Source organism: Nocardia sp. NPDC005978, assembly GCF_040614455.1.
GTDB lineage: Bacteria > Actinomycetota > Actinomycetes > Mycobacteriales > Mycobacteriaceae > Nocardia.
Genome location: NZ_JBEXUS010000041.1, coordinates 47,137 through 67,617 on the forward strand (window position 1 = coordinate 47,137; position 20,481 = coordinate 67,617).

Genomic DNA, 20,481 nt, shown 5'->3' on the forward strand with positions numbered 1-20,481 from the left:
GGCGTAACGAGGAAACCGGGTGCCCGCGGCGCCGGTGGTCGCGCCGCTCCGGATCAGTTCGCGGGCCGATCCAGCTGGGCGATCACCAGGTAGTTGTTGTCCGTCGGTTCACCGTCCACGACATCGCAATTGGCCAGGATCAGCCGGCCCGGCACGTGGTCGCGCAACTCGTTCTGACTCAACAGCGAGCCCTTGGGCAGCGGGGTCGTGCGCTCGACGGTGTACCGCAGCACCCCGTTCGGGGTGCGCAGCAGCACCGCGTCACCCGGCTGGACCACACGCAACGCCCGGAAGGGCGCGACCCGCTTACTGTAGTTGTGGCCCGCGACCAGCACCGTCTCCTTGGTGTCGGTGCCGGGCAGACCGCTCTCCCCCCACCACACGGGCAGTTCGTTGACCGGATTCAGCCGCTGCCCCACCCGCATGAGCTTCTCCGGGTTCAGCGGACTGCTCAGGTAGGTCTCCCCGGCCGGGGAGCGCAGTTCGATGGCGGTCGGCTCGGCGGGCGCGACGGCCGGGTCCGAGGCGACGGCGTCGATATGCGACGGCACCGCTGACCGGTCCGGCGGCGGCAGCGCCTCCGGTTCACTCGAGCAGCCGGCGATGAGCGCGATCGCGGCCGCGCCCACCAGCCAGTGCCGTGCCCTAGGCAACGACGTCATCGGTCGCGCCGCGCCGGCGCCGGATCACCAGCGCGCCCGCGCCGGCCGCCGCGATCACACCGAGCGCCCCCGCGCCCAGCAGTGCGAACGGCACACCCGAGTCATCCGCGGGACCGTCACCCAGCGCCAGCTCCACCGGCGGCAGGCCACCGGCGAGCGTCTCCACGCCGTCCGGGCCGGTCCTGTAGTAATCGACGACCGTGAAAGTACCCGCGTCATCGAAGATTCCGACCAGCTTGACGCCGGTGTCGGTGACGACCGCGGTCGTCGAGTCGATCTTGGTGATGCCGACGGCCTCGAACAGCTGGCCACCCAGGTTCAGCCCGACGACCAGGGCCAGACCGGCGGCGAGCGCCGCCGCGGCCGCCGCCGTCAACGCCGCCTGAGCACCCAATGCGGCGGCGAGGCCCGCATTGGCGGTGTCCAGTTGCAGCTGCAGGCCGGTCACGACGCCCGCGGCGGCGTCGGCGGCGAGCTTGGCCTGCAGGGCCGCGTCCAGCAGCGCCTGCATCCGGGCGTCCGCGGCGACCACGGTGGACAGGTCGACGCCCGCCTGGACCCCGGCCGCCAGCCGGGCCGCGAGCGCGGCGTCCAGGGCAGTCTGCGCGCCGGCCTTGGCATCGTTCAACTTCGCGGTGAGCGTGGAGGTGAGGGTCTGCGCGGCGGTGACGTCGGCGGCCAGTTTGGTCGTCAACGCGAGGTTCGCCGCCGCGGCGGCCTGTGCCGCGCCCTTCTCCAAGGCCAGCTTCTGCGCCAGCGCGGCGTCGAGGGAAACCTGTGTGGCACTGGCCAACTGGGCAGCGGCATCCGCGGCCAGCTGTGCCTTGGCGGCGGCATCGGCGAGGGCCTGGGCGTCCAGCCGGGCCTGGGTGGCGAGCTGGAGCTGCACCGAGGCCTCCGCGCCGGTGGCGGCCGCGGCCTTCGCCTCCAGCGCCGTGGCCTTGTCGGCGGCGGCGCGGGCGGCCGCGGCGGCATCGGCGGCGGCGGTCTTGGCGGCCGCGGCGGCGGCGTGCGCCGCGGTGGCGTCGGCCTGGAGTTTGGTCACCGTCTGCGCGGCGACGACGAGGTTCTGATCGGCCTGGGCGGAGGCCGCACTGGCCTGTGCCGCATCGACTTTCGCCTGCGACGCGGCGACGGTGGCCTGCGCGGCCGCGTCATTGGAGGACTGCGCGGCGGCCGCGACGGCGGCGTCGTGATCGCGCTGGGCGCTCACCACGGCATCGGCGGTCGCCTTGGTGGTGACCTCGGCCTGGGTCCGGGCGTTGATATCGGCCTGGGACAGCGAGGCGGTCACGTCGGCCTGCACACCCGCGGCGGCATTGCCCGCGGCCTGCGCCGCGCCGTCCAGACGCACTTCGGGCGCCTGCACCTGCGGGACCTGCACCTGCGGCGCCTGCACCTGGGGGACCTGAACCTGCGGGACCTGAACCGGGGGCACCTGCGCGTCGACGACGGGGAGTTGTACGTTCGGCGCCGCTACCGTCGGCGCCGAAACCTCGGGGACCTGCGCCTGCACCGTCACCTCGGGCGCCTTGACCGGCGGCACCACGACCTCGGGGGCCTTGGTGGGTACCGCGGGCACGGCGACGGAGGGCACCGTGATCGGCGGCACCGGTACGTTCAGATTCACGTCCGGCGCGGCCGAGGTCGTCGGCGCCGGGTCGGCCGAAGCCGTGACCGCGATGGGACCGCTCACCGCGAGGGCCAGGGCCAGCACGGCCCCGGCGGCGGTTAGTCGAGATCGCCGAGAGTTGGCGATTGAACACTCCGACATCAGATATCGACCCTTCTCATTCATAAGCTTCCGCCACCGCGGGAAGCAATGCCGCCCGATGCCGACGCAAAGAATCGACAGTGGACAACGGTTCCAACGGCGCCGTGCGGGCGACTCGTCAAGTGCCTGAATGGGTGTCGTCGTTCCGCAAAGAATTGTTACGGGCGGTGTCGGAGATTTCCCGCAATGCGGGATAGCCGCGGTCGGATCACCCGGGTTCCGCGCCCATAATATTGCTCTGATCTGCGCATATGATATTGAAAATGCCGACTTTCAAACGTTTCAAATGGTCAGTTGACCATGATTTCCGCGGCGTTCAGGGAACCCCTAATCCCCCTATTGCCCCTAACCTCCGCTCGCGAACATCCCCTAATCGCCGAACTCGATAGGCGTCTCGATAACACCCATCCCACGGACTCGTTGGACCGCGACGCGACGACCGGCCCGGCATCACACAATTGTCCTGCGAGCAAAGAGAACCGGAGTGGCCCATCGGTTGCGGAGCGCGGTTGCGCGGGCCCGCGCACCCCATCCGGCAGAGCTGTACACCCCACCGGGCGGGACCGTGCGCGAACCCGGAATCGACCGTCTCGCCGCACTTCCCGGCCGCTTCGCGGGTTGTCGGTGGGGTCACATACCTTGGGCGCATCGTGATCGACCGGGAGGGAGAACGATGGCCTCGAATACGAGTGCCACGCCGGAGGAACCGGCTTGGGAAAATGCTTCTGTAGTGCGGGTTCTGCCCGCTGTCGCACCGCGCAAACTGAACAAGGTGCCGTTCGTGGAACTGGCCGAGGGCAGGCTCCAGGGCGTGGTGTCCAGCGGCTCGGACATCGCCCGGGTGTACGTGGCCTCGGTGACCGCGGGGACGCACGGGCTCAGCTGCAGCACCAACAACAACCGGCCCTGCGGCGGGCTGAATCAGGGGTGGGCCTGCAAGCACCTGGACGCGCTCATCAGCGAGGCGGAACTCCAGTACGGGCAGGATCGGGTGGCCCGATTCCTGCGCGTCGAGGTACCCGAGGGCGCGCGGCTTGCCAACTGCATCAAGGGAACTCGTGATCCGGCGCCGGCCGCCGCGGTGTTCAGCCGCTTCCTGCGGCATCTGACCTACCTGGAACTGCCGGGTAGCGCGGCGCCGATTCCGGAGCTGCACTGGTTCCCGGCGGGGGTGGGTCGCTGATGCAGGCCGTACAACTGTCCACCCTCGCGGAGGCGCCGGCCGGGGTCGCCGCGGCGCTGGACACGGTGCGCGGTTTCGACGCCGCGCTGGTCAATGGACTCGCCCGGGTGTCCGAACCCCAGCACGCGGCGCTCACCGCGCTGGCGGGCGCCGTCGCGGGATCGCCTCTGGCCGAGCCTGTTTCGAGCGCTGTCGCCAAGGTGAGCGCCGGCGCGATCGGTACCGACGAACTGTCGGCGCTGGCCGCCGCCCGGGCCGCACTGCTGGGCGCGGTGCACGACGCACTGGTCGAGCAGGCCGATGCGGCGCTGGGCCGCAGTCGTTTCGAGTGGACCGCCGAAGCCGTTGCGGGAACGCCCAATCCGCTGGCCGCGGGTTCGCGCGCCTGGCTGGGCGAACTCGCCATCGCGGGCTGGCGGGGCGTGGACCACGATCTGGTGTCGGCCGCAGATCGCACCGTGGAGGCGTTGCTGGGCGAGCCGGCGCTGCGCCGCCTGGCCGTACTGCTGGACGGCTTCACCGCGGAACTGAGCGCCTGCGCCCCCGTCGCGACCATGGACCGGGTGCCCGCGCGGCGCTGGGCCGATCTGTGGGCGCGCGCCCTGCTGCTGTCCTGGCGCGGTGCGGAATCCGCTGCCACCGAATCCGTTTCGGGGCGTCTACTGCCGCTGGGGGTCGACGTGCACGAGCACGGGACCGCGGTGCAGGTTCAGGTGCACGGCGTCCTGGAAACCACGGACGCACCGGCCCGCCTGGTGCGGGTCTCGGTGGCCGCCGCCAAGGTGGACACCATCGTGGGGCCGGCCGTGTGGCAGCTGCTCGGCGCGCATCGGCAGTTGCTCACCGCGCTGGCCGAGCACCGGGCGCTGGAACTGACCGACATGCCGGTGACCGTCACCGGCGACCTGCTGTGGGACGACGATCGAGCCAAGGCGAGCGCCGAGGCCGACCCGTTCGTCACCGCCACCGTGCAATTGCCGCAGGCGCGGGCAGCGGCGGTGGCGCCGCTGGATCGCGATCCGGTGCACATCGCCGTGCCGGTGTTCTTCGAGGGTTACCGGATCCGCGAGGGCGCACTGGAATCGGGCGACCAGCGCATCGCGCTGGACCTGGACGCGCTGCCCGCCGCGGGACCGCTCACCGCGGCCGGGGTCAACGGCTCCAGCCTGCTGATCGGTCTGCTGCGCTGGGACGCGAACGGCTGGTCGGTGCGCCCGCTGGCCGTGCAGCGCAAGGTCAAGACCGTGCTCACCGCCCTGCACAACGGTGACTGGGCGCTCGGGCCGACCGATCCGAAAGTCGCCAAGGCACAGGCGAAGTCGGGCGACGCCGTGGCGGTATTGCGCGAGCGCGCGGGACGGTTGCTGCGCAAATGACCACTGAGCCCAACCATGAGGCGCGCCGCCAGGTGCTGTACTGGCGGCTGCTGGCCGGTGTCTTCGCCGGCGACAACCAGCCGACGCTGGAGCAGGCGAGCGCGGGAATCGTCGACGATCTGGGACTGCCGCTGGCGGTGCTGGATCCGGGGATCTCGATCGACAATGTGGTGCAGCGGTATCCGGACATGCGGTCCGAGTTCGACGGGCTGGACTTCACCGAGCGCGCAGAGGCCGCGGAAGCCGGGGGCACGGAGGCGAAGGCCGGGCACGCGGACGTCCAGACCGATGCCGATGCCGATGCCACGGTCGTAGCCGCCGACGCCGGCGCGGACGAGAATCCCGCAGTGCTCGACGGCATCGGCGCGGCCGATGTCCGCACCGCCGCATTGGTTTCCAAGCTGCTGCTCAATGTGTTCGCGACCGGTTCCGGACAGGTCAGCGCCACGCAGCTGTCCGGCTGGCAGTCCGACGCCAATTGGCTGCGACGCTGCCTCGGCGAGGAGGCGGGCAGCGTGCACGGGGTGCTGACCGGACTCGAAGGAGAACTGGTCTCCCGCATGCGATTGCGGGAAGTGCTGGCCGATCCGCACCTGGCCGCGCAGCTCACCCCGAGCATGTCGCTCATCGAACAGCTGTTGCGGGACAAGCACAATCTGTCCGGGGTGGCGCTGGCCAATGCCAAACGCCTCATTCGCCGCTACATCGACGAGGTGGCCGAGGTGCTGCGCACCCAGGTGCAGCAGACCAGCGTCGGCACCGTCGACCGCTCGGTTCCGCCCAAGCGCATTCTGCGCAATCTCGATGTGGACCGCACCATTTGGAAGAACCTGCCGAACTGGAATCCGAACGACGAGCGGCTGTACGTGGACCGGCTCTACTACCGGCAGACCGCCAAGCGCACCGTGCCCGCGCGGATGATCGTGGTGGTGGACCAATCCGGTTCCATGGTCGATTCCATGGTGAACTGCACCATCCTGGCCTCGATCTTCGCGGGGCTGCCGAAGGTGGACGTGCACCTGATCGCCTACGACACCCGCGCGCTGGATCTGACGCCGTGGGTGCACGATCCGTTCGAGGTGCTGCTGCGCACCAATCTCGGCGGCGGCAACGACGGGCCGATCGCCATGGCCATGGCGCAGCCCAAGATCACCGACCCGAAGAACACCGTGCTGGTGTGGATTTCGGACTTCTACGAGTTCGATCGCTCACAGCCGCTGTTCGAATCCATGGAGGCCGTGCACCGGTCGGGGGTCAAGCTCATCCCCGTCGGCTCGGTGAACAGCTCCGGCCACCAGAGCGTCAATCCGTGGTTCCGTGAGCGCTTCAAGGCGCTCGGCACCCCGGTGCTTTCCGGGCGCATCCAGAAGCTCGTGCACGAGCTCAAGAACTTTCTCGACTAGGAGACACTCCCATGAACGACGTTTTGCGCGCCCCCGCCGAGGTCAAGTACGCCGAGGAGCTGGACTGGCTGGAGTCGATCGACGACGGCCCCAAGCCCTTCGCGTGGCGGTTGAGCCCGAAGATGGTGCGACTGTTCATACTCGGCTCCGAGCGTGCCGACGGGCTCGATCGCGAGGTCGACCAGAAGTGGTTCGGCGACCGCAGTTTCGTCGAGCGCAGCATCGTCACCCTGGCCTCGGATCGCGGCCTGCTGCTGATCGGCGATCCTGGCACCGGCAAGAGCTGGCTGGCCGAGCTGCTCTCGGCGGCCATCAGCCGCAACTCGACGCTGGTGGTGCAGGGCACCGCGGGCACCACCGAGGATCACATCAAGTACTCGTGGAACATCTCCATGGTCATCGCCAAGGGGCAGTCGCGGGAGTCGATGATTCCGTCGCCGATCATGACCGCCATGGAGCAGGGCGTGATCGGGCGCTTCGAGGAGCTCACCCGCTCCACCAGCGACGTGCAGGACGCGCTGATCTCCATCCTGTCCGAGAAGTACGTCTCGATTCCCGAACTCGACGACGACAACGTGGTTTTCGCCCAGCCCGGTTTCTCGATCATCGCCACGGCCAACAGCCGCGACCGGGGCGTGAACGATCTGTCCTCGGCGCTCAAGCGGCGTTTCAACTTCGTGCGCATTCCGGTGGTGTCCAACAAGAAGAGCGAGGCGGAGATCGTGCGCTTCCGCACCGCGGAGTTGCTGCGCAGGCACTCCATCGAACTGGAACTGCCGCCCACGCTGCTGGACATCCTGCTGGAGAGCTTCGCCGATCTGCGGGCCGCCGCGGCCGCGGCCACCAGTGACGACGACAAACTCGAGTCGGCGCTGTCCACCGCCGAGCAGATCGGCGTGCTCGAGGACGCCATCCTGCACAGTCAGTTCTTCGGTGCGCGGGAGCTGAACGCCCAGGATCTCGCGGGTTCGCTGGTGGGCTCGCTGGCCCGGCGCGCCCCCGAGGACCTGGCGATTCTGAACAAGTATCTACACGGGGTGGTCGAGCCGCGCACCAAGGACAAGAAGGGTAAGGCGCCCTGGGGCGAATTCCTCGAGGGCGGCCGGGCCGCGATCGCGAGGCTCTCGTGACCGTCTCCGAGGCTCGGCGCGCGCCGAACACCTTCGCCGCGCTGCGGGATCAGCTGGCGGACGCGGCGGTCGCGTTCGCCGGCGCGCCGGGCGCGGCGGGGGACATCCTCGCGGGCATCGTCGACGATGTGGACCGGGCGCTGTCCGAGCGGCTGGAGATCTTCCCGGTCTGCCACCACTCCCCCGCGTCCGGCCTCGCCATGGTGCGGCGGTTGCGCGAAAAGCAGCCCGCGGTCATCTATCTGGAGCTGTGCGAGGATATGCGGCCGCTGCTGGACGAACTCCGCAACTGCCGCCTGCCGGTGGCGCTGCAGGCGTTCGCCACCGACACGTCGGGATTCCCGGCGGAGTGGGCGCCGCTGTCGGTGGTCGCGCCGATCACCGAGGCGTCCGCCGAGTACCAGGCCATCGCGTACGCGCTCGAGACGCCGAATGTCGAACTGGTGCTGGTGGATCGGTCCACCGATCACGTCTTCCAGTGGGCGCCGAAGGAATCCGAGGAGCCCGGGCTGCCCGCCGAGAGCGAGCAGCCCGATGAGGACGGCCTGCACGGCGCGGCCGTGGGCATCGAGATCGGCGATCTGCGACCGCGTTTCGCCGAACTGGAAGAGCATCTGCTGCACCACGGCAAGGTCCGGCACTGGTCCGAGTGGTGGGACCAGTACGTGGAACAGCCACTCGCGGACGCGGATTACGACACGTACCGCCAGGTCATGGTGATGATCGGCAGTCTGTTCCGGCGGCTGCGACGCGGCAGCACGGTGGAGGACGAGGACCGCGAACGGTACATGTGGACCCGGATGCGGGAGCATTTGTCCGCCAACGCGATCGACCCGGCGCGGGCGCTGTACATCTGCGGCGCGGCGCACGCGGCGAGTCCGGTGGCGCAGTTCGGCGTGGACTCGGACGCGCCGTTCGAGATCTCCCCGCGCTCGGCCACCGCCTGGCACTACGGGCTGATCCCCTCGAGCCATTCGGCGATCGAGGCGCAGTTCGGGCTGGCGGGCGGCGCGGTGTCGATCGCGGCGGCGACGTGGTTGAAGGGGTTGCGGCGCGGGAAGTTGCAACCGTTCCAACTGGCGGGGCAGCCGGGTGCGAAGCCGCGGGCGGCCAAGCTGCCCGTCCTCGCGGGAGAGAGCGACGCCGAAGTGCGGGATCAGCTTTCGGGCTTCCTGTCACGGCCGCCGGTGCTGGATCCGCTCGATGAGGCCGAGCTGCTGGAGTGGTCGGTGGACATCGTCCGGCTGGCCCGGCGCAACGGCTACCTGGCCAGCACCGCCGACGCCATCGCGATCTTCGAGACCTCGATTCTGCTGGCGGGCCTGCGTAATCGAGCGCGACCGACCCCGTACGACTTCCAGGACGCGGCGGTCACCTGCATCGAGAAGGATCGGGTACCGGGCAGGCGCGACGTGCGCAGGCTGTGCGAGATCCTGCTGGGCGGTGACCGTATCGGCCAGGTCGGCTACGCGGCGCTGCCGCCGCTGGCCCGCGACGTGCTGGACCGGTTGGCCCCGCTGGGTCTGGACCTGTCCAAGCGCACGCTCCAGCGCGCCCTGCTGGATGTGAAGGCGACGCCCGAACTGCGGCCGTGCTCGGACCTGCTGTGGCTGTTGCGCCGGCTGCTGCCGCAGGATGCGTTGCGGCCCATCATGGGTTCGCGCGGGCTCGGCGAGACCTCCATTCAGGAGAGCTGGGACATCGGGCTGGGCAAGTATCAGCGTTCGCTCGTGGAGCTCGGGTACGAGGGCGTGTCGGTGGAGCAGGTGCTCGAGCAGCGGCTGCGCCGTGCGGTCACCGCACCGGACGCGACCGCTGCCGTGGCGCTGGGAGCGGTCGAGGACGCGCTGGTCTATCTGGGCTCGGTGCGGCTGGCGGCCGAGCTCGGCAATCGCGCGGTCGAGTTGCTGGCCGCCGAGCGCACGGTGGACGACGCGCCGGTCGTGCTCCGTCGTATTCGGCTGCTGCTCAACTATTTCCGATCGACCGAGGACGGGCTGCCGCCCTGGTGCGAACGCTTCGTCACCGCGGGCTACTCGCACTACTGCACCCTGCTGCCGACTGCGTTCACCGCGGAGGAGACCGGCCCACCACAGGTCGCGGCCATGCTCGGCTTCCTGTTCGGGATGGAGAACCTGGCCCTGTCCCTGGGCTGCGATCACACGCAGCTGGAATTGGCCGTCCTGCAATCACATCCGGAAGCGCCCGCCAAAATCGCACTGCTGTGGGCGGCCCGCTTCCAACTGGGCATGCTGACCATGGCGGACCTGCGTGAGCGCAGCGACGCGATGCTGGCCAACCCCCTGGTCCTGCCGACGGTTCCGCAGTACATCAGCGGTTTCGTCCAGGCGATCGACCCGGCGCCCGCTCTGAAACCCTTTGTGGTGGAACTGCTGTCGAAGGCGTTCGGGTCCCTCCCCGATCGGGTCCTGCTCCCGTGGCTCCCGAAACTGATCACAACCCTGAAGGAGCAGACAGCCGACCTGATCCCCGGCCTGGTCCGCGAGGCCGCCCGCACCTTCCCGGGCGCCCTCCCGGCGGTGGACGCCTTCGTACCGCCGTGGTCGGCGGAGTTCACGACGGCGGCGACACCGACGCCGACCGCCCCGTCCCAGGGCCCCGGCTCGGAACTGCTGTCCCGGCATCGGGCCGGCTGCGACGCACTCGCGTCGCTGCTCGGAATCGAAGGAACCTGGCAGGATTTCGGGCCGCCCGGCGATCACGAACTGACCGCGCTACTGGACCGGTTCCCGGCCGCCGCGACCGCGCTGGCCGAACAGCTCGGCGCTGCCGCTCACTGACGAGGCTCGAACCAGCCCGTGCCCGGCGGCTTGCCGGACACGGGCTCTCGGCCGTCCTGCCGCGCTGGGGTTTCGAGGGTGCCAATTCTGGGGGAGCACGGTTCGGGTCCGCGTGCACCGCACCCGCCACCCAGCTTGCGAACACGGCAGGACGCGGTGCGCGTTCCGGGCATGAGCCAGAGTGGATCGCACATTGGAACCTTCGCTCGTCCGTCCTAGCGTGGGTGGCACACCAGCAGCTACGACTTCGGAGGTCATCCGGTGCCTGTTTCCATCGGCGTTTTCCTGCCCACCTCGGGACCGCACCACATCGGTGGCGCCGAGATTCGCGCCGCCGCCCGCGCCGCCGAGGATGCCGGACTCGAATCCCTATGGGCCACCGACCATCTGATCGCGAGCCAGCCGATGCTGGACAGCACCGTCGCCCTCACCACGGCCGCCGCGGTCACCGACCGGATCAACATCGGCTTCGGCGCGATGCTGGTGGCACTGCGGCCCGTCGCCTGGGCGGCGAAACAGGTCGCTACCCTGCAACAGCTTTCGGGCAATCGAGTGCTGTTGGGCATCGGCACCGGCAATCCGGCCCACGGTGATATCGGCTGGCGCGCGGCGGGAGTGCCCTTCGCCGAACGCGGCCTCCGCACCGACCGTGCCCTCACCCACCTGCCCGCCCTCATATCGGGCGATCCCGCACCCCTTGCCGACGATCTGCACCCCGTCCTGTCCCCGCCGTCCCCGGTTCCCCCGATTCTCATCGCGGGAAACAGCTCCCGCGCCCGGGCTCGCGCCGCCGCTCACGGCGACGCCTGGATGCCCATCGATCCGGCCCCGGCCGACCTGCCCGCCCTGCTCACCGACCTGAAAACCCGAGCGGCCCAGCACAACCGCCCCACCCCCACGATCACCGTCGTGGCCCCCACCCTTCCCGCCGACCCGCGCGCGGCCGCCGACCACCTGGCCGCCTACGAGTCCGCCGGCGTGACCCGCGTGATCCTGTCCCCCACCACCGAAGGCGGGCGGACCGACTACGCGTACGCCGCCGCCCTGCGCGCCGCACAGTAGGAATGCCGTCCGATCCGAGCCTGGACCGCGCCCGGCGAGCTCGACGCGGCGCGGGAACCCGCACGTTCGAGGCGCGCAGCAGGTGCGCCGCACGCGCACCCGGGCAGGCGACCCGGCTGTCCGCCCAGGATCTGGGAGAGTGCGACGCGGTCCAGCTCACCCCGACCTCCGCGGTCGAAACAGCCGACCACGGTACCGGCGCAGAGCCGTTCGAACCCAGCCCACCGGCACGCGATCCCGGTGCGGACCCGCGTCGGCGGTGACGAAATCCGATTCGGTGCACCTGCCCCATCCGCCGCGGTAACGAGGCCGGGGCCGCTCCCCGTCAGGCCCGGTCGCGGCGCGGTCTACGGTGGACGCGACCGAGGCGGCGGCGAGGGGATGGGTTGCGTATGAGATTCGGGTTCATCTCGCATGTGGTAAGCGATGGCGATTCGGCGGCGGCGCTGCGGGAGGTGGTCGAACTCGCCGTGGTGGCCGAGGAATGCGGATTCGATTCGTTCTGGGTGGCGCAGCATCACTTCGGCGCGCAACGAGCGCACTGTCCCGCGCCGCTGGTGGTACTCGCGGCCATCGCGCAGCGAACCGAGCGAATTCGGCTGGGAACGGCGGTGGTGGTCGGGTCGCTGGAGCACCCGATACGGCTGGCCGAGGACGCGACCACGGTGGACGCCCTCAGCGCCGGGCGGTTGGAGCTGGGCCTGGGAGCCGGAGCCGATATCGGCAGCGCCGAGCGATTCGGGCGGGAGCACGAAGCGCGGCACGAACAGTTCGCCGAGAACCTGCGTGAGTTGTGTGCGCTACTCGGGCCGGACAGCGATCTGGTGCCGGCGGGGAACGGACTACGCGATCGGCTGTGGCTCGGGACCGCATCCGAATCCGGATTCGAGCTGGCGGCACAGCTGGATCTCGGGGTGTTGACCGGACGCACGTCATCACCGCAGGGACCGCGGGATGAGATCGCCGCCGAGCGGGTGGCGAAGTACCGGGCCGCGCAGGCCGCCGCGGGCCGGGAGCCGAGGGTGGGACTGTCCAGATCGGTGCTGTGCGCCGAGAGTGCGGCGGTGGCGTTCGAGCACATGCGGCCCGGCATCGAACGATGGGTGTCCACTTCCATTGCGGCCGGGCGGTTTCCGGTGGGATTCAGCGCACTGGACTACGTGGATACCGGACACGGATACCTGGGGACGGGAACGGCGGTGGCGGCGTCGATTCGGCGGGATCCGGGACTGCCGGGGGCCACGGAGTTGCTGTGCAACGTGCAGCCGGCCGGGCCCTCGCCCGCCGCGGTGCGGACGAGCCTGCGGATGTTCGCCGACGAGGTCATCGCCCCCTGGGGTGATCCGAGCCGAATCTGACCACCGAGTCCGCGTGATCGGCAATACTCCGCGCGGCACCGGATCGGGCCGACAGCTCCCCGCGAATCCGGCTACGCGACCGCGGTCGCGGGCGGTTCGATCTTGCGGGAATCGATCCTGGCGATCACGCGATGGCCGAGATTGTGGCAGGGCTTCTCGATGAATCGGTAGGTGACCGCGGAGATCAGGAGAGCGGAACCGACCCAGGTCAGCAGGGTCAGCCACTGGGCGGGGACGCCGAGGACGGACGTACTCCAGCGGGGAATCGCGTCCAGGAGCAGGGCGTGAACCAGGTAGAGCGAGTAGCTGATTCGGCCCAGGTAGAGCAGGGGGCGCGGGAAGGAGTAGCGGCGTAGCAGCAGGAAACCGGCGAACAGCAGGTACGCGGGCAGAATCGTGAGGGGCTGCTTGATCCAGGTGACCCAGACCCCGGTGATCGGATCCAGGACGGGCGCGACGAACGTGCTCACGCCGAAGATCAGGCACATGGCGAACGCGAAAACCAGCCAGGCGCGCGGAGCGGCGATCTCGCCGGAGGTCATGCGGTAGAGCACCGTGCCCAGGAACATGGTGGCCAGGTAGCCGAAGGTCAGGACCGAAGCGCCGGGTTGATTCAGGAACAGCGGCACGGCGATCACCGAGATCAGGATCGCGGCCAGGGCAGCGCGGCGATCCTCTGCGACGCAGGCGAAGACCGTCGCCGCCAGAATGGTCGCGACCGCGACGATCGACCGCGTGACGGCATTCGCGTCACCGCCATTGAGCAGTGCGGGCGGCAGGATCGCCCCGGGAACGATGAGCACCAGCGCGCCCACCGCCAGCGGCACCGAACGACGATTGAGCCGGGCGATCAGCAGCAGCGACAGAATCAGATAGAACACCAGCTCGTAGGACAGCGACCACGAAGCGCCGATGATCTGGATGTCCCAGCCGCCGATGAAGAATTGCATCATCGTCAGATTGGCCAGGAAGTTCAGCACCGGCTGATCCCAGAAGGGCTCGGGCAGCTCATAGCGGCCGAACGAATGCAGCAGCATCGCCGCGACCAGGCAGGCCCAGAACAGCGGGAACAGCCGGAAGAACCGACCGGCCCAGAACGCGCCCAGCGACCGCCCGCGCTCGAGCGAGGCCGGAATGATGAATCCACTGACGATGAAGAAGACGAAGACGCCGAACTCACCGAGACCGAAGTACGCCTGCGAAAAGCGGAAATACTCGGGCCACAGCCGCTCCGAACAGTGCTGCACCACCACCGCCAGGGCAGCCAGGCCGCGCAGCGCGTCGAGAAACTCGAATCGGCCACCGCGACCGCGCGGTGCCTGTTCCACCGGGACGGCCGGGGGCGCCGCGGGACTGTCGACGGTCATGAGGGAAAGCCGCCCGAATTCACAGACAAACTCGACGAGCTGAAGAGAAGGCGGCGCACAGCTGAGATTAGTAGCACGGTGAACGCTGTTGCACCAATCCTGAGCGCGGATCCGCGACCCCGGTACGCCCGGCGCACGACTGGATGAACCTGTTCCAATCCGAGCCGGGTAATGTCTGGCAATTATGGGGTACGACGTTAGTTTTCATGCGATTGACATGCGGATGGTCGAGAGTCGAGTGCTTCCGTACATCGCGGGGTACGGGGATGAACGAGATCTCGATGATCTGATCAGATTCGGGGTGGAGCAGGCCAAGGTCAGATTCCGCGCGAACGGGTGGGGACTGGGCGCGATGCAGGCGCTCGGGCACGATGACAATTTCGATCCGCACCTGTACGTGTGGGGTCGCCCCTATTTCATTACGGCGCAGTCGGCGGAGGATGTCGCCGAGACGGTGCTGCAGTACAACCGGTGCACGCCGGATCAGGTGGATGGACTCGCGACGCATCAGCTATCACTGCTGGATCGGCGACTGCCCGGGCGGGTACAGCCGGACATGGAGGGCACACTGCCCGGAGACCGGGATCTCACCGAAGAGATCTCCGGCCATATCGTGCTGCTGCGCAACGTGGTTCGAGCACTGCGCGCGGGTCAGCCCTTCGTGAAGCCGGACGGCGAGCGTGCGGACCCGGCCGAACTCCTCACCGGGAACCTGCAATTCGTGCTCGTCGACTTCCTCTCCTACATCCTGCCCGGCTGGATTCAGCGCGGAAAAGCCTGGCCGACCCTGCTCGAGCGCACCGCCGAATTGGACGGCCACTCGGGCCTTGTCGACAACTCGGCACTGCTCGGCATGCTGCAGTCGGAATTTCCGCAGCTGGAATGGCAAGCCAACTTCACGATTCCGGCCAACTACGAGATCGGCGGCTACGTCAGCCCCGCCGCGGTGAAGCTGACCCGGCACTGGCTGGCGCGCAATACCGATGAACTGCTCGCGGTGGGCGACGATGACGATGACTACCTGCGCAACGCGATGCGCAAGACCGATGAGGCGCTGGCTTTGGCCGCGCGAATCGGTGGTGGATTCGTGGAGGCGGCCGAGATCTATATCCCTATGCAGGGGAAGATGAACTGAGCCGCCGAGCCGGGATCACAGGTAGCGATAGACCGTCTTATCGCCGTCGCCGGTGACGCCGAGAAGGTGGTATTCGAGCCCCACGGTCCCGGCTCGCACCGCCGCCGCCAGCTCGGGCCTCGCTTCGACAGCCGCGGCGAAAGCCGGTTCAGCAGTGAGCATTCCGAGCAGGTACTCGCGCGTGCCCTGATAGGCGCTGTCGTCGCCGAACTCCCGCAGTGCCAGGTAGTCGGTCACATCCGTGCCGGCGGGCACATCCAGGAGAACATCGATGGCCAGCAGGCTCGTCGGCCCGGTCTGCGCGATCACATCCAGCGTGCGCTCGCGCGCGGCGGGCCAGCGGCCGCTCTCACCACTCACGAGCACTTGCGCGTTCCGGGTCTCGGCATGTGTTCGCGCGAAGACGATTCGGACCTCTTGACCGGCAGCGTCGGCAGCCAGAATCACCTCGAGCATCTCCCGGTGGACGCCGAGCAGGCTGCGCAGCTGGTCCACGGGCAATTGCGACATTGTTTCAGCGGTGATCGGGTCGTAGTTGAACAGCGTGTTCTCGATCTCGGCGTCCGACTCCACATCGACTGCCACGGAGACGATTTCGTGCGGCCACTCCGCCGCACTCACGAATCGAAATGATTCCACCGCGGCTTCCGCGACATCCTCGAACTCAGAGTACTCGGCGGGCCACTCGACAATCCGGAACCAGCTGTCCATCCCCTGCTCCGGCTGCGGCTCCTGCCACTCGCCGAAATCCCACATGTCGACGGTCCCCCGCCGCAGCCTCGGCTCCCGCTGCTCACTGTCATCGGTCAACGCGGTCTCGCACATCAGAAACTGATCGAACCTGGTGAAGCGCACGAATCGTTCGGTCTCCTCGCCAACGAGATTCCCGAACATCAACCGGCCATTCGCGGGCAAGGTGAACAGGGTGTAGGCGAGGGCTTCCTCGAACCACTCCCACAACTCGTTGCGCACCTCCGCGGTCTCCGCCATCGGGCTGTCCCCGGACGACGCGAACAGGTCCTCCATCGACATGGTCTCGACAACCGTCCGCCCGTCTTCGAAAGACGTACGGGTGACGGTGAATTGCGATGGATCGAAGTCGCTGATGTCGAAAGCTTCCTGTGCTCGGGCCTCGCGCAGGTCGTGCTTCCAGTACTTGCTCATGAACCCTCCCCGGTTCGAACCCTTCTCTGATCGAGGGGTTCTCGGCACCGGTTGTAACAGGGTCGGGAAACACTGGGCAAATCGCCCAGTTGGATCGGAGGGCGCGTTGGCTGATTGGTGGAGTTTGGTGGGGCTGCAGAGTTCCGGCGTATCGGAGAGTTGGGTGCCGGGTTGCGTTGACGGACGACTGGATAACGAGAACCAGCGGGGTGCGGCTGGGAGGGGCGGGCTGCGGTTCCAGCCCTCCCGAGGGAGAGCGGCCTGGATAACGGAGAACCAGCATGGTCCGGCTGGGAGACTCGGCGGCGGTACCAGCCCTACCGGAGAAAGAGCGCCTGGATAGCGGAGTGCCAGCGGGGGCGGGTTGGGTGCCTCGACTTCGGTTGGGTGCCTGGCTGGGGAAAGACGCCTGGATAACGGAGAACCAGCGGGGGCGGGTTGGGTGCCTCGACGGCGGTACCAGCCCTACCGGGCCGATAAACGGGATCCATCACCGGCGGGGGTACAAGCAAGCCTCGAATGGATTACCGCTCACCACAATCACCCTCTACGGCGGTACCGGCATTCAGCGATGACGAGTCTTTTGTCTGTAGGTCTCGAGAAGGTTCCCACGGCCATCCAGCCAGGCTGGAAGGGCGAATAGGCTCCCAGCTGGGGAGCCGAAGTCGGGTACGGCAGGCGAAGTGACCAGCATTGCCGCGTTGTTCTTGCTTGTTCTCCCGAACCCCGCCGGAAGACGCACGGCGCGTGCGGGTCTCGGCTACGTCGGCCACTGGAGTGAACACCGCTGCCGCTCTTGGGGTTTGGCTTTGGGCTTTGGGTTCCGACTGGAGGGCAGCGCTCTAGCAGAGTCGCCGCGCCGGGATACCCGGCACACCCGAAGGACTCGACACACGCGGGTGATGACGGAAGTTCACGCGCGGTCTGCGAGCGGGGTCGATATGGGGTGGGGGTATCCACCCGGTTTTGCCGGGATGCTCCGAATCTTCGGGCATGACGATCGTTTTCCAGCCGTTCGGGCCAGAGTTGATCTGTGCGTGGCAGGCATCGCACGCGAATGTCAGGTTCTCGATGTCCGTTTCGCCGCCATCGGCCCATTCTTTGATGTGGTGGACTGCTGAGCGGGTGGCTGGTGCGTCGCATCCGGGGCGGGTGCAGCCTCTTTCGACGGCGGTGAGTGCCAACCGCTGTTCGGGGGTGGCGAGGCGTTCACCGCGGGCGAAGTGCAGCGGGCGACCGTTCGCGTCGATGATGACCAGATACGGGGTCGCGTTGGCCGCCAGCTCGACCGCTTGGGCGATCGAGAGGGTGCCGCCGGTGGCGGTGGTCGCCATACCGGTGCGCTGCTCGAGATCGTTGATGCTCATGGTGATCACGGTCGAGACGGGAAGCCCACGGTGGTTTCCGAGCCTTGTGGGTCCCATGTCCGGGCGCAGGAACGCGATCACCGCATCATGATTGCGTTGAGCAGCGGTGCGATGATCCCGCTTGGCAGCAGCTTCGAGCACCGCCCGCGCAGCAGCCACCGGGCTGTCACCGGAAACGTCACTGTCCTGGTCGCCGGTGTCGGTTGCGGTGTCGATCCCGAGTTCTGCGGTGGTATGCGGGCTCTCGGGGTCATCGGGATTACACATGCCAGGACGGGCGAGCTTCTCGAGCACCGGAGTGAAAACCGCCTGGAATTGCGGGGTCACCCACCCCGACACCGGAGCCATCCCATCAGCACGCGCATGCCCGATCGTGAACCCCCGCCGCGCCTGCTGGTCACGATCCCGGGTCAACGACCCATCCGGATCGGTGAATTGCAAGATCCGCACCCCGAGCGTGGTGATGCCCTTCGGATCACCTTCACGCGCGAACACCGTCAGCTGTTCCTCGGCGAAATCCACCGCCTTGGGACCCGCCGCGGCGGGGATCTGCTTGATCACCTCATGAATCGCCCGAATATGGTCGGTGGAAATCTCACCCGCCCGCTGCGCCCGCGCCACCAACGCCAACACCGGCGGCCGCGTGAACGTGCCCTCGGACACCGCCGACAACAACTCGGTATTCCGCACCCGCGCAGCGGCTTCACCGCGCGAAAGCCGCAGTGTCTCTTGCAGAAACCGGACCGGACTCTTCACACCCGCCCGAACAGGCAACCCCCGCGTCACCGCTTCGAGCACGAGATGCTGCTTCATCGCGTCGAGTTTGCGCGTGATGGCTTCGATGTCCTGCATAACCTCGATGAGCTCATCATCAACCACCGAAAACAAGGGCGATTCGAGCAAGGATTCCGCCGCGACATCGAGTGCGTGTACACCCTGCGCGATAGCGGTCATCCCTCCCGAATTCATACCCCCATTCTACTCCCCAATAGCAGGCAGCAATAGCCCAATTCCATTGTGATACAGCGCTATTCAGACACATCGGCAGTTCAAATTCAAACATCCCACCGCCGGCACAAAGCACCTGCCCGGTGATTCAACGGGGCAGAACCGGAGACCGGAAACGCCACGACGTCGGCGATATCAGAGGGCTCGGCAAGCGTTCCCCAGGGGTATCTCGGCGGCGCCTACGGCTGCGACTCGACCCGGGCAATCGGGCGACGGTTGCGTCCGCCCACCGCTGTCGGACCATCCGAATTTGACCATGGTTGGGCACCGGATGATGCTGTACGCGTTATGGATTCGACAATTGAACCGGTCCGGCGGACCCAAGAGCGCATTCATCGTCGTCGCCGGGTGGTCTTCGGCGAGCTGCCCGAGCGGGAGCGGGAGGCGATCGTCGACGAGACGTTCGAAATCTGGTCGGAGCATGTCGTCGGGAACACTCGTGCCGAGTTTCGCGAGCACCGCCTGTTCGATGACACGCGGCTGCACCTGTTCTATGGCGTCTCAGGCGAACTCGCGGCCTTCCTGAACTTCACCGTCGATCCGATACCGGTGTCCGGGCGCAGGCTGCTCGTGGTGTCGTGCGCGGTGATGAGCAGACTGCACTACCGGGCCATGGTGCCGCTCGCGACCGCTCTCACGCAGGAGATACTGCGAACGCGACTTACCTTCGCCCGCCACGAGCTCGCCTACAACGCGGTCGCGTCCTCGCCGATTTCCTTCGGTACCCTCACTCGTTTCACACCGGAGTACTACCCCCACGTCGACGGCCGGGTCGCTCCCGCATACATACTCGACGCGCTCACCGAAGTGGCACACCGCCGAGACTTGGTGATCGACGACCACGATCCGTGGATCCTGCGCAGCGATGCCGTCATCCGGCATCCGGACCGTATTCGTGCGTCCCGCACAATGCAGAACCCCGACCGATTCATCCGATGGTTCCTGGATCGCGCACCCAACTGGGATACCGGCGAGCTCCTGATGATGTGGATCCCACTGACATTCGGCAACGTATGCGCGGGCCTGATGAACCTGGTGCGCCGCCGCCCGATCGGCTGATTCTCGGGCACGAGCCCTTCACCGCTCGATCCTCGCGCACATCCGGTCGCGTCCCGAACCGGACGCGCCATTATTCGGGCAGTGGTCGCTGCCCGACGGCGGCCACCGCCCTATTTGGCGGCTTTGAGAACCGCGTTGGTACGCGAAGGTTTCCGCTTCAGCATCTTCTCGACTTCGCGACGGCGCTCGGCGATCTGCTCCGACGTGAGCATCACCCGCGTGACGCGGCTGGGTCCCTGTATCAACACGCCCATCACTCGCCTCCTCGCACAATTGCCTACTGCGGCACATATTACGCGCGTTGCGGCGTCCGGCACCAACATGAACACGATTCGCGCGCCGAAATCCAAATCTTTTCGGCGCCTTCCGTCTCCACAGACCGCCACGGGCTCCGCGCTCGACCTCCGGTGGTATGCGCGAACTCCGGCACGAGATACACCGTTCGCAACGCCGATGTCCCCACCGAATGGCCCGGCCCCCGAAATGACGTTGGGGCTGGAATCGCTTGTGCGATTCCAGCCCCAACGGAGTCCGTTCGTGTAAATACACGTGGAGTGGAGCTAAGGGGACTCGAACCCCTGACCCCCACACTGCCAGTGTGGTGCGCTACCAGCTGCGCCATAGCCCCGAAC

15 protein-coding genes and 1 tRNA gene are annotated in these 20,481 nt (G+C 67.8%); 9 read left to right on the forward strand and 7 right to left on the reverse strand.

From position 1 onward, the window contains the following. Positions 1 to 53: 53 nt before the first annotated feature. Both ABZ319_RS20155 and ABZ319_RS20160 read right to left on the reverse strand, forming a co-directional pair. Positions 54 to 662, reverse strand: a complete 609-nt coding sequence (locus ABZ319_RS20155; RefSeq protein WP_354987962.1) for a class F sortase — start codon at positions 660 to 662, stop codon at positions 54 to 56. Beyond that, on the reverse strand, positions 646 to 2,436 hold the full coding sequence (locus tag ABZ319_RS20160; protein WP_354987963.1) for a hypothetical protein: 1,791 nt from the start codon (positions 2,434 to 2,436) through the stop codon (positions 646 to 648). The genes ABZ319_RS20155 and ABZ319_RS20160 overlap by 17 nt, the downstream gene beginning before the upstream one ends. 730 nt (positions 2,437 to 3,166) lie before the next feature. Between ABZ319_RS20160 and ABZ319_RS20165 the strand changes: the two genes are divergently transcribed. From ABZ319_RS20165 to ABZ319_RS20195, 7 genes are all read left to right on the forward strand, one after another. Beyond that, entirely contained in the window at positions 3,167 to 3,619 is a 453-nt protein-coding gene (locus tag ABZ319_RS20165) for a hypothetical protein (RefSeq protein WP_354987964.1), read from the forward strand. Beyond that, a complete protein-coding gene (locus tag ABZ319_RS20170) occupies positions 3,619 to 4,995 on the forward strand; it encodes a hypothetical protein (protein WP_354987965.1) in 1,377 nt (458 codons plus the stop codon). Before ABZ319_RS20165 ends, ABZ319_RS20170 begins: the two co-directional genes overlap by 1 nt. Further along, positions 4,992 to 6,398, forward strand: coding sequence for a VWA domain-containing protein (locus ABZ319_RS20175; RefSeq protein ID WP_354987966.1), 1,407 nt, complete (start codon positions 4,992 to 4,994; stop codon positions 6,396 to 6,398). The genes ABZ319_RS20170 and ABZ319_RS20175 overlap by 4 nt, the downstream gene beginning before the upstream one ends. An 11-nt stretch (positions 6,399 to 6,409) precedes the next feature. Continuing rightward, entirely contained in the window at positions 6,410 to 7,528 is a 1,119-nt protein-coding gene (locus tag ABZ319_RS20180) for an AAA family ATPase (RefSeq protein WP_354987967.1), read from the forward strand. After that, the gene (locus ABZ319_RS20185) at positions 7,525 to 10,329 is read left to right on the forward strand and encodes a DUF5682 family protein (protein WP_354987968.1); all 2,805 of its coding nucleotides are present in this window, start codon (positions 7,525 to 7,527) and stop codon (positions 10,327 to 10,329) included. Before ABZ319_RS20180 ends, ABZ319_RS20185 begins: the two co-directional genes overlap by 4 nt. 261 nt (positions 10,330 to 10,590) lie before the next feature. Beyond that, a complete protein-coding gene (locus ABZ319_RS20190) occupies positions 10,591 to 11,391 on the forward strand; it encodes an LLM class flavin-dependent oxidoreductase (RefSeq protein ID WP_354987969.1) in 801 nt (266 codons plus the stop codon). A gap of 392 nt (positions 11,392 to 11,783) precedes the next feature. Next, positions 11,784 to 12,749: an LLM class flavin-dependent oxidoreductase gene (locus ABZ319_RS20195; protein WP_354987970.1), complete on the forward strand. Its 966-nt coding sequence runs from the start codon at positions 11,784 to 11,786 to the stop codon at positions 12,747 to 12,749. A 71-nt stretch (positions 12,750 to 12,820) separates the two neighbouring features. Here the strand turns inward: ABZ319_RS20195 and ABZ319_RS20200 are convergent, their stop codons facing one another. Then, positions 12,821 to 14,116, reverse strand: coding sequence for an acyltransferase (locus ABZ319_RS20200; RefSeq protein ID WP_354987972.1), 1,296 nt, complete (start codon positions 14,114 to 14,116; stop codon positions 12,821 to 12,823). A 223-nt stretch (positions 14,117 to 14,339) separates the two neighbouring features. Here ABZ319_RS20200 and ABZ319_RS20205 point away from each other — a divergent pair, with 223 nt between their 5' ends. Next, the gene (locus ABZ319_RS20205) at positions 14,340 to 15,251 is read left to right on the forward strand and encodes a hypothetical protein (RefSeq protein ID WP_354987973.1); all 912 of its coding nucleotides are present in this window, start codon (positions 14,340 to 14,342) and stop codon (positions 15,249 to 15,251) included. A gap of 15 nt (positions 15,252 to 15,266) precedes the next feature. Here the strand turns inward: ABZ319_RS20205 and ABZ319_RS20210 are convergent, their stop codons facing one another. Both ABZ319_RS20210 and ABZ319_RS20215 read right to left on the reverse strand, forming a co-directional pair. Further along, positions 15,267 to 16,211, reverse strand: a complete 945-nt coding sequence (locus ABZ319_RS20210) for a hypothetical protein (RefSeq protein WP_354987974.1) — start codon at positions 16,209 to 16,211, stop codon at positions 15,267 to 15,269. Between the two features lie 1,046 nt (positions 16,212 to 17,257). Further along, on the reverse strand, positions 17,258 to 18,751 hold the full coding sequence (locus ABZ319_RS20215) for a DUF222 domain-containing protein (RefSeq protein WP_354987975.1): 1,494 nt from the start codon (positions 18,749 to 18,751) through the stop codon (positions 17,258 to 17,260). 255 nt (positions 18,752 to 19,006) lie between these two features. On the opposite strand from ABZ319_RS20215, the gene ABZ319_RS20220 reads away from it, so the two are divergent. Further along, positions 19,007 to 19,849, forward strand: a complete 843-nt coding sequence (locus ABZ319_RS20220) for a hypothetical protein (RefSeq protein ID WP_354987976.1) — start codon at positions 19,007 to 19,009, stop codon at positions 19,847 to 19,849. 110 nt (positions 19,850 to 19,959) lie between these two features. Here ABZ319_RS20220 and ABZ319_RS20225 read toward each other — a convergent pair whose 3' ends face one another. Next, entirely contained in the window at positions 19,960 to 20,103 is a 144-nt protein-coding gene (locus ABZ319_RS20225; RefSeq protein WP_354987977.1) for a hypothetical protein, read from the reverse strand. A gap of 301 nt (positions 20,104 to 20,404) precedes the next feature. Beyond that, positions 20,405 to 20,477 (reverse strand) — tRNA-Ala (locus ABZ319_RS20230). Positions 20,478 to 20,481: the final 4 nt, after the last annotated feature.

Bases quoted from the DNA above. Each gene is read 5' to 3' on its own strand.
- ABZ319_RS20180 (WP_354987967.1), top strand. From the start codon at position 6,410: ATGAACGACGTTTTGCGCGCCCCCGCCGAGGTCAAGTACGCCGAGGAG.
- ABZ319_RS20160 (WP_354987963.1), bottom strand. From the start codon at position 2,436: ATGTCGGAGTGTTCAATCGCCAACTCTCGGCGATCTCGACTAACCGCC.
- ABZ319_RS20175 (WP_354987966.1), top strand. From the start codon at position 4,992: ATGACCACTGAGCCCAACCATGAGGCGCGCCGCCAGGTGCTGTACTGG.
- ABZ319_RS20195 (WP_354987970.1), top strand. From the start codon at position 11,784: ATGAGATTCGGGTTCATCTCGCATGTGGTAAGCGATGGCGATTCGGCG.
- ABZ319_RS20200 (WP_354987972.1), bottom strand. From the start codon at position 14,116: ATGACCGTCGACAGTCCCGCGGCGCCCCCGGCCGTCCCGGTGGAACAG.
- ABZ319_RS20170 (WP_354987965.1), top strand. From the start codon at position 3,619: ATGCAGGCCGTACAACTGTCCACCCTCGCGGAGGCGCCGGCCGGGGTC.
- ABZ319_RS20205 (WP_354987973.1), top strand. From the start codon at position 14,340: ATGGTCGAGAGTCGAGTGCTTCCGTACATCGCGGGGTACGGGGATGAA.
- ABZ319_RS20225 (WP_354987977.1), bottom strand. From the start codon at position 20,103: ATGGGCGTGTTGATACAGGGACCCAGCCGCGTCACGCGGGTGATGCTC.
- ABZ319_RS20215 (WP_354987975.1), bottom strand. From the start codon at position 18,751: ATGAATTCGGGAGGGATGACCGCTATCGCGCAGGGTGTACACGCACTC.
- ABZ319_RS20155 (WP_354987962.1), bottom strand. From the start codon at position 662: ATGACGTCGTTGCCTAGGGCACGGCACTGGCTGGTGGGCGCGGCCGCG.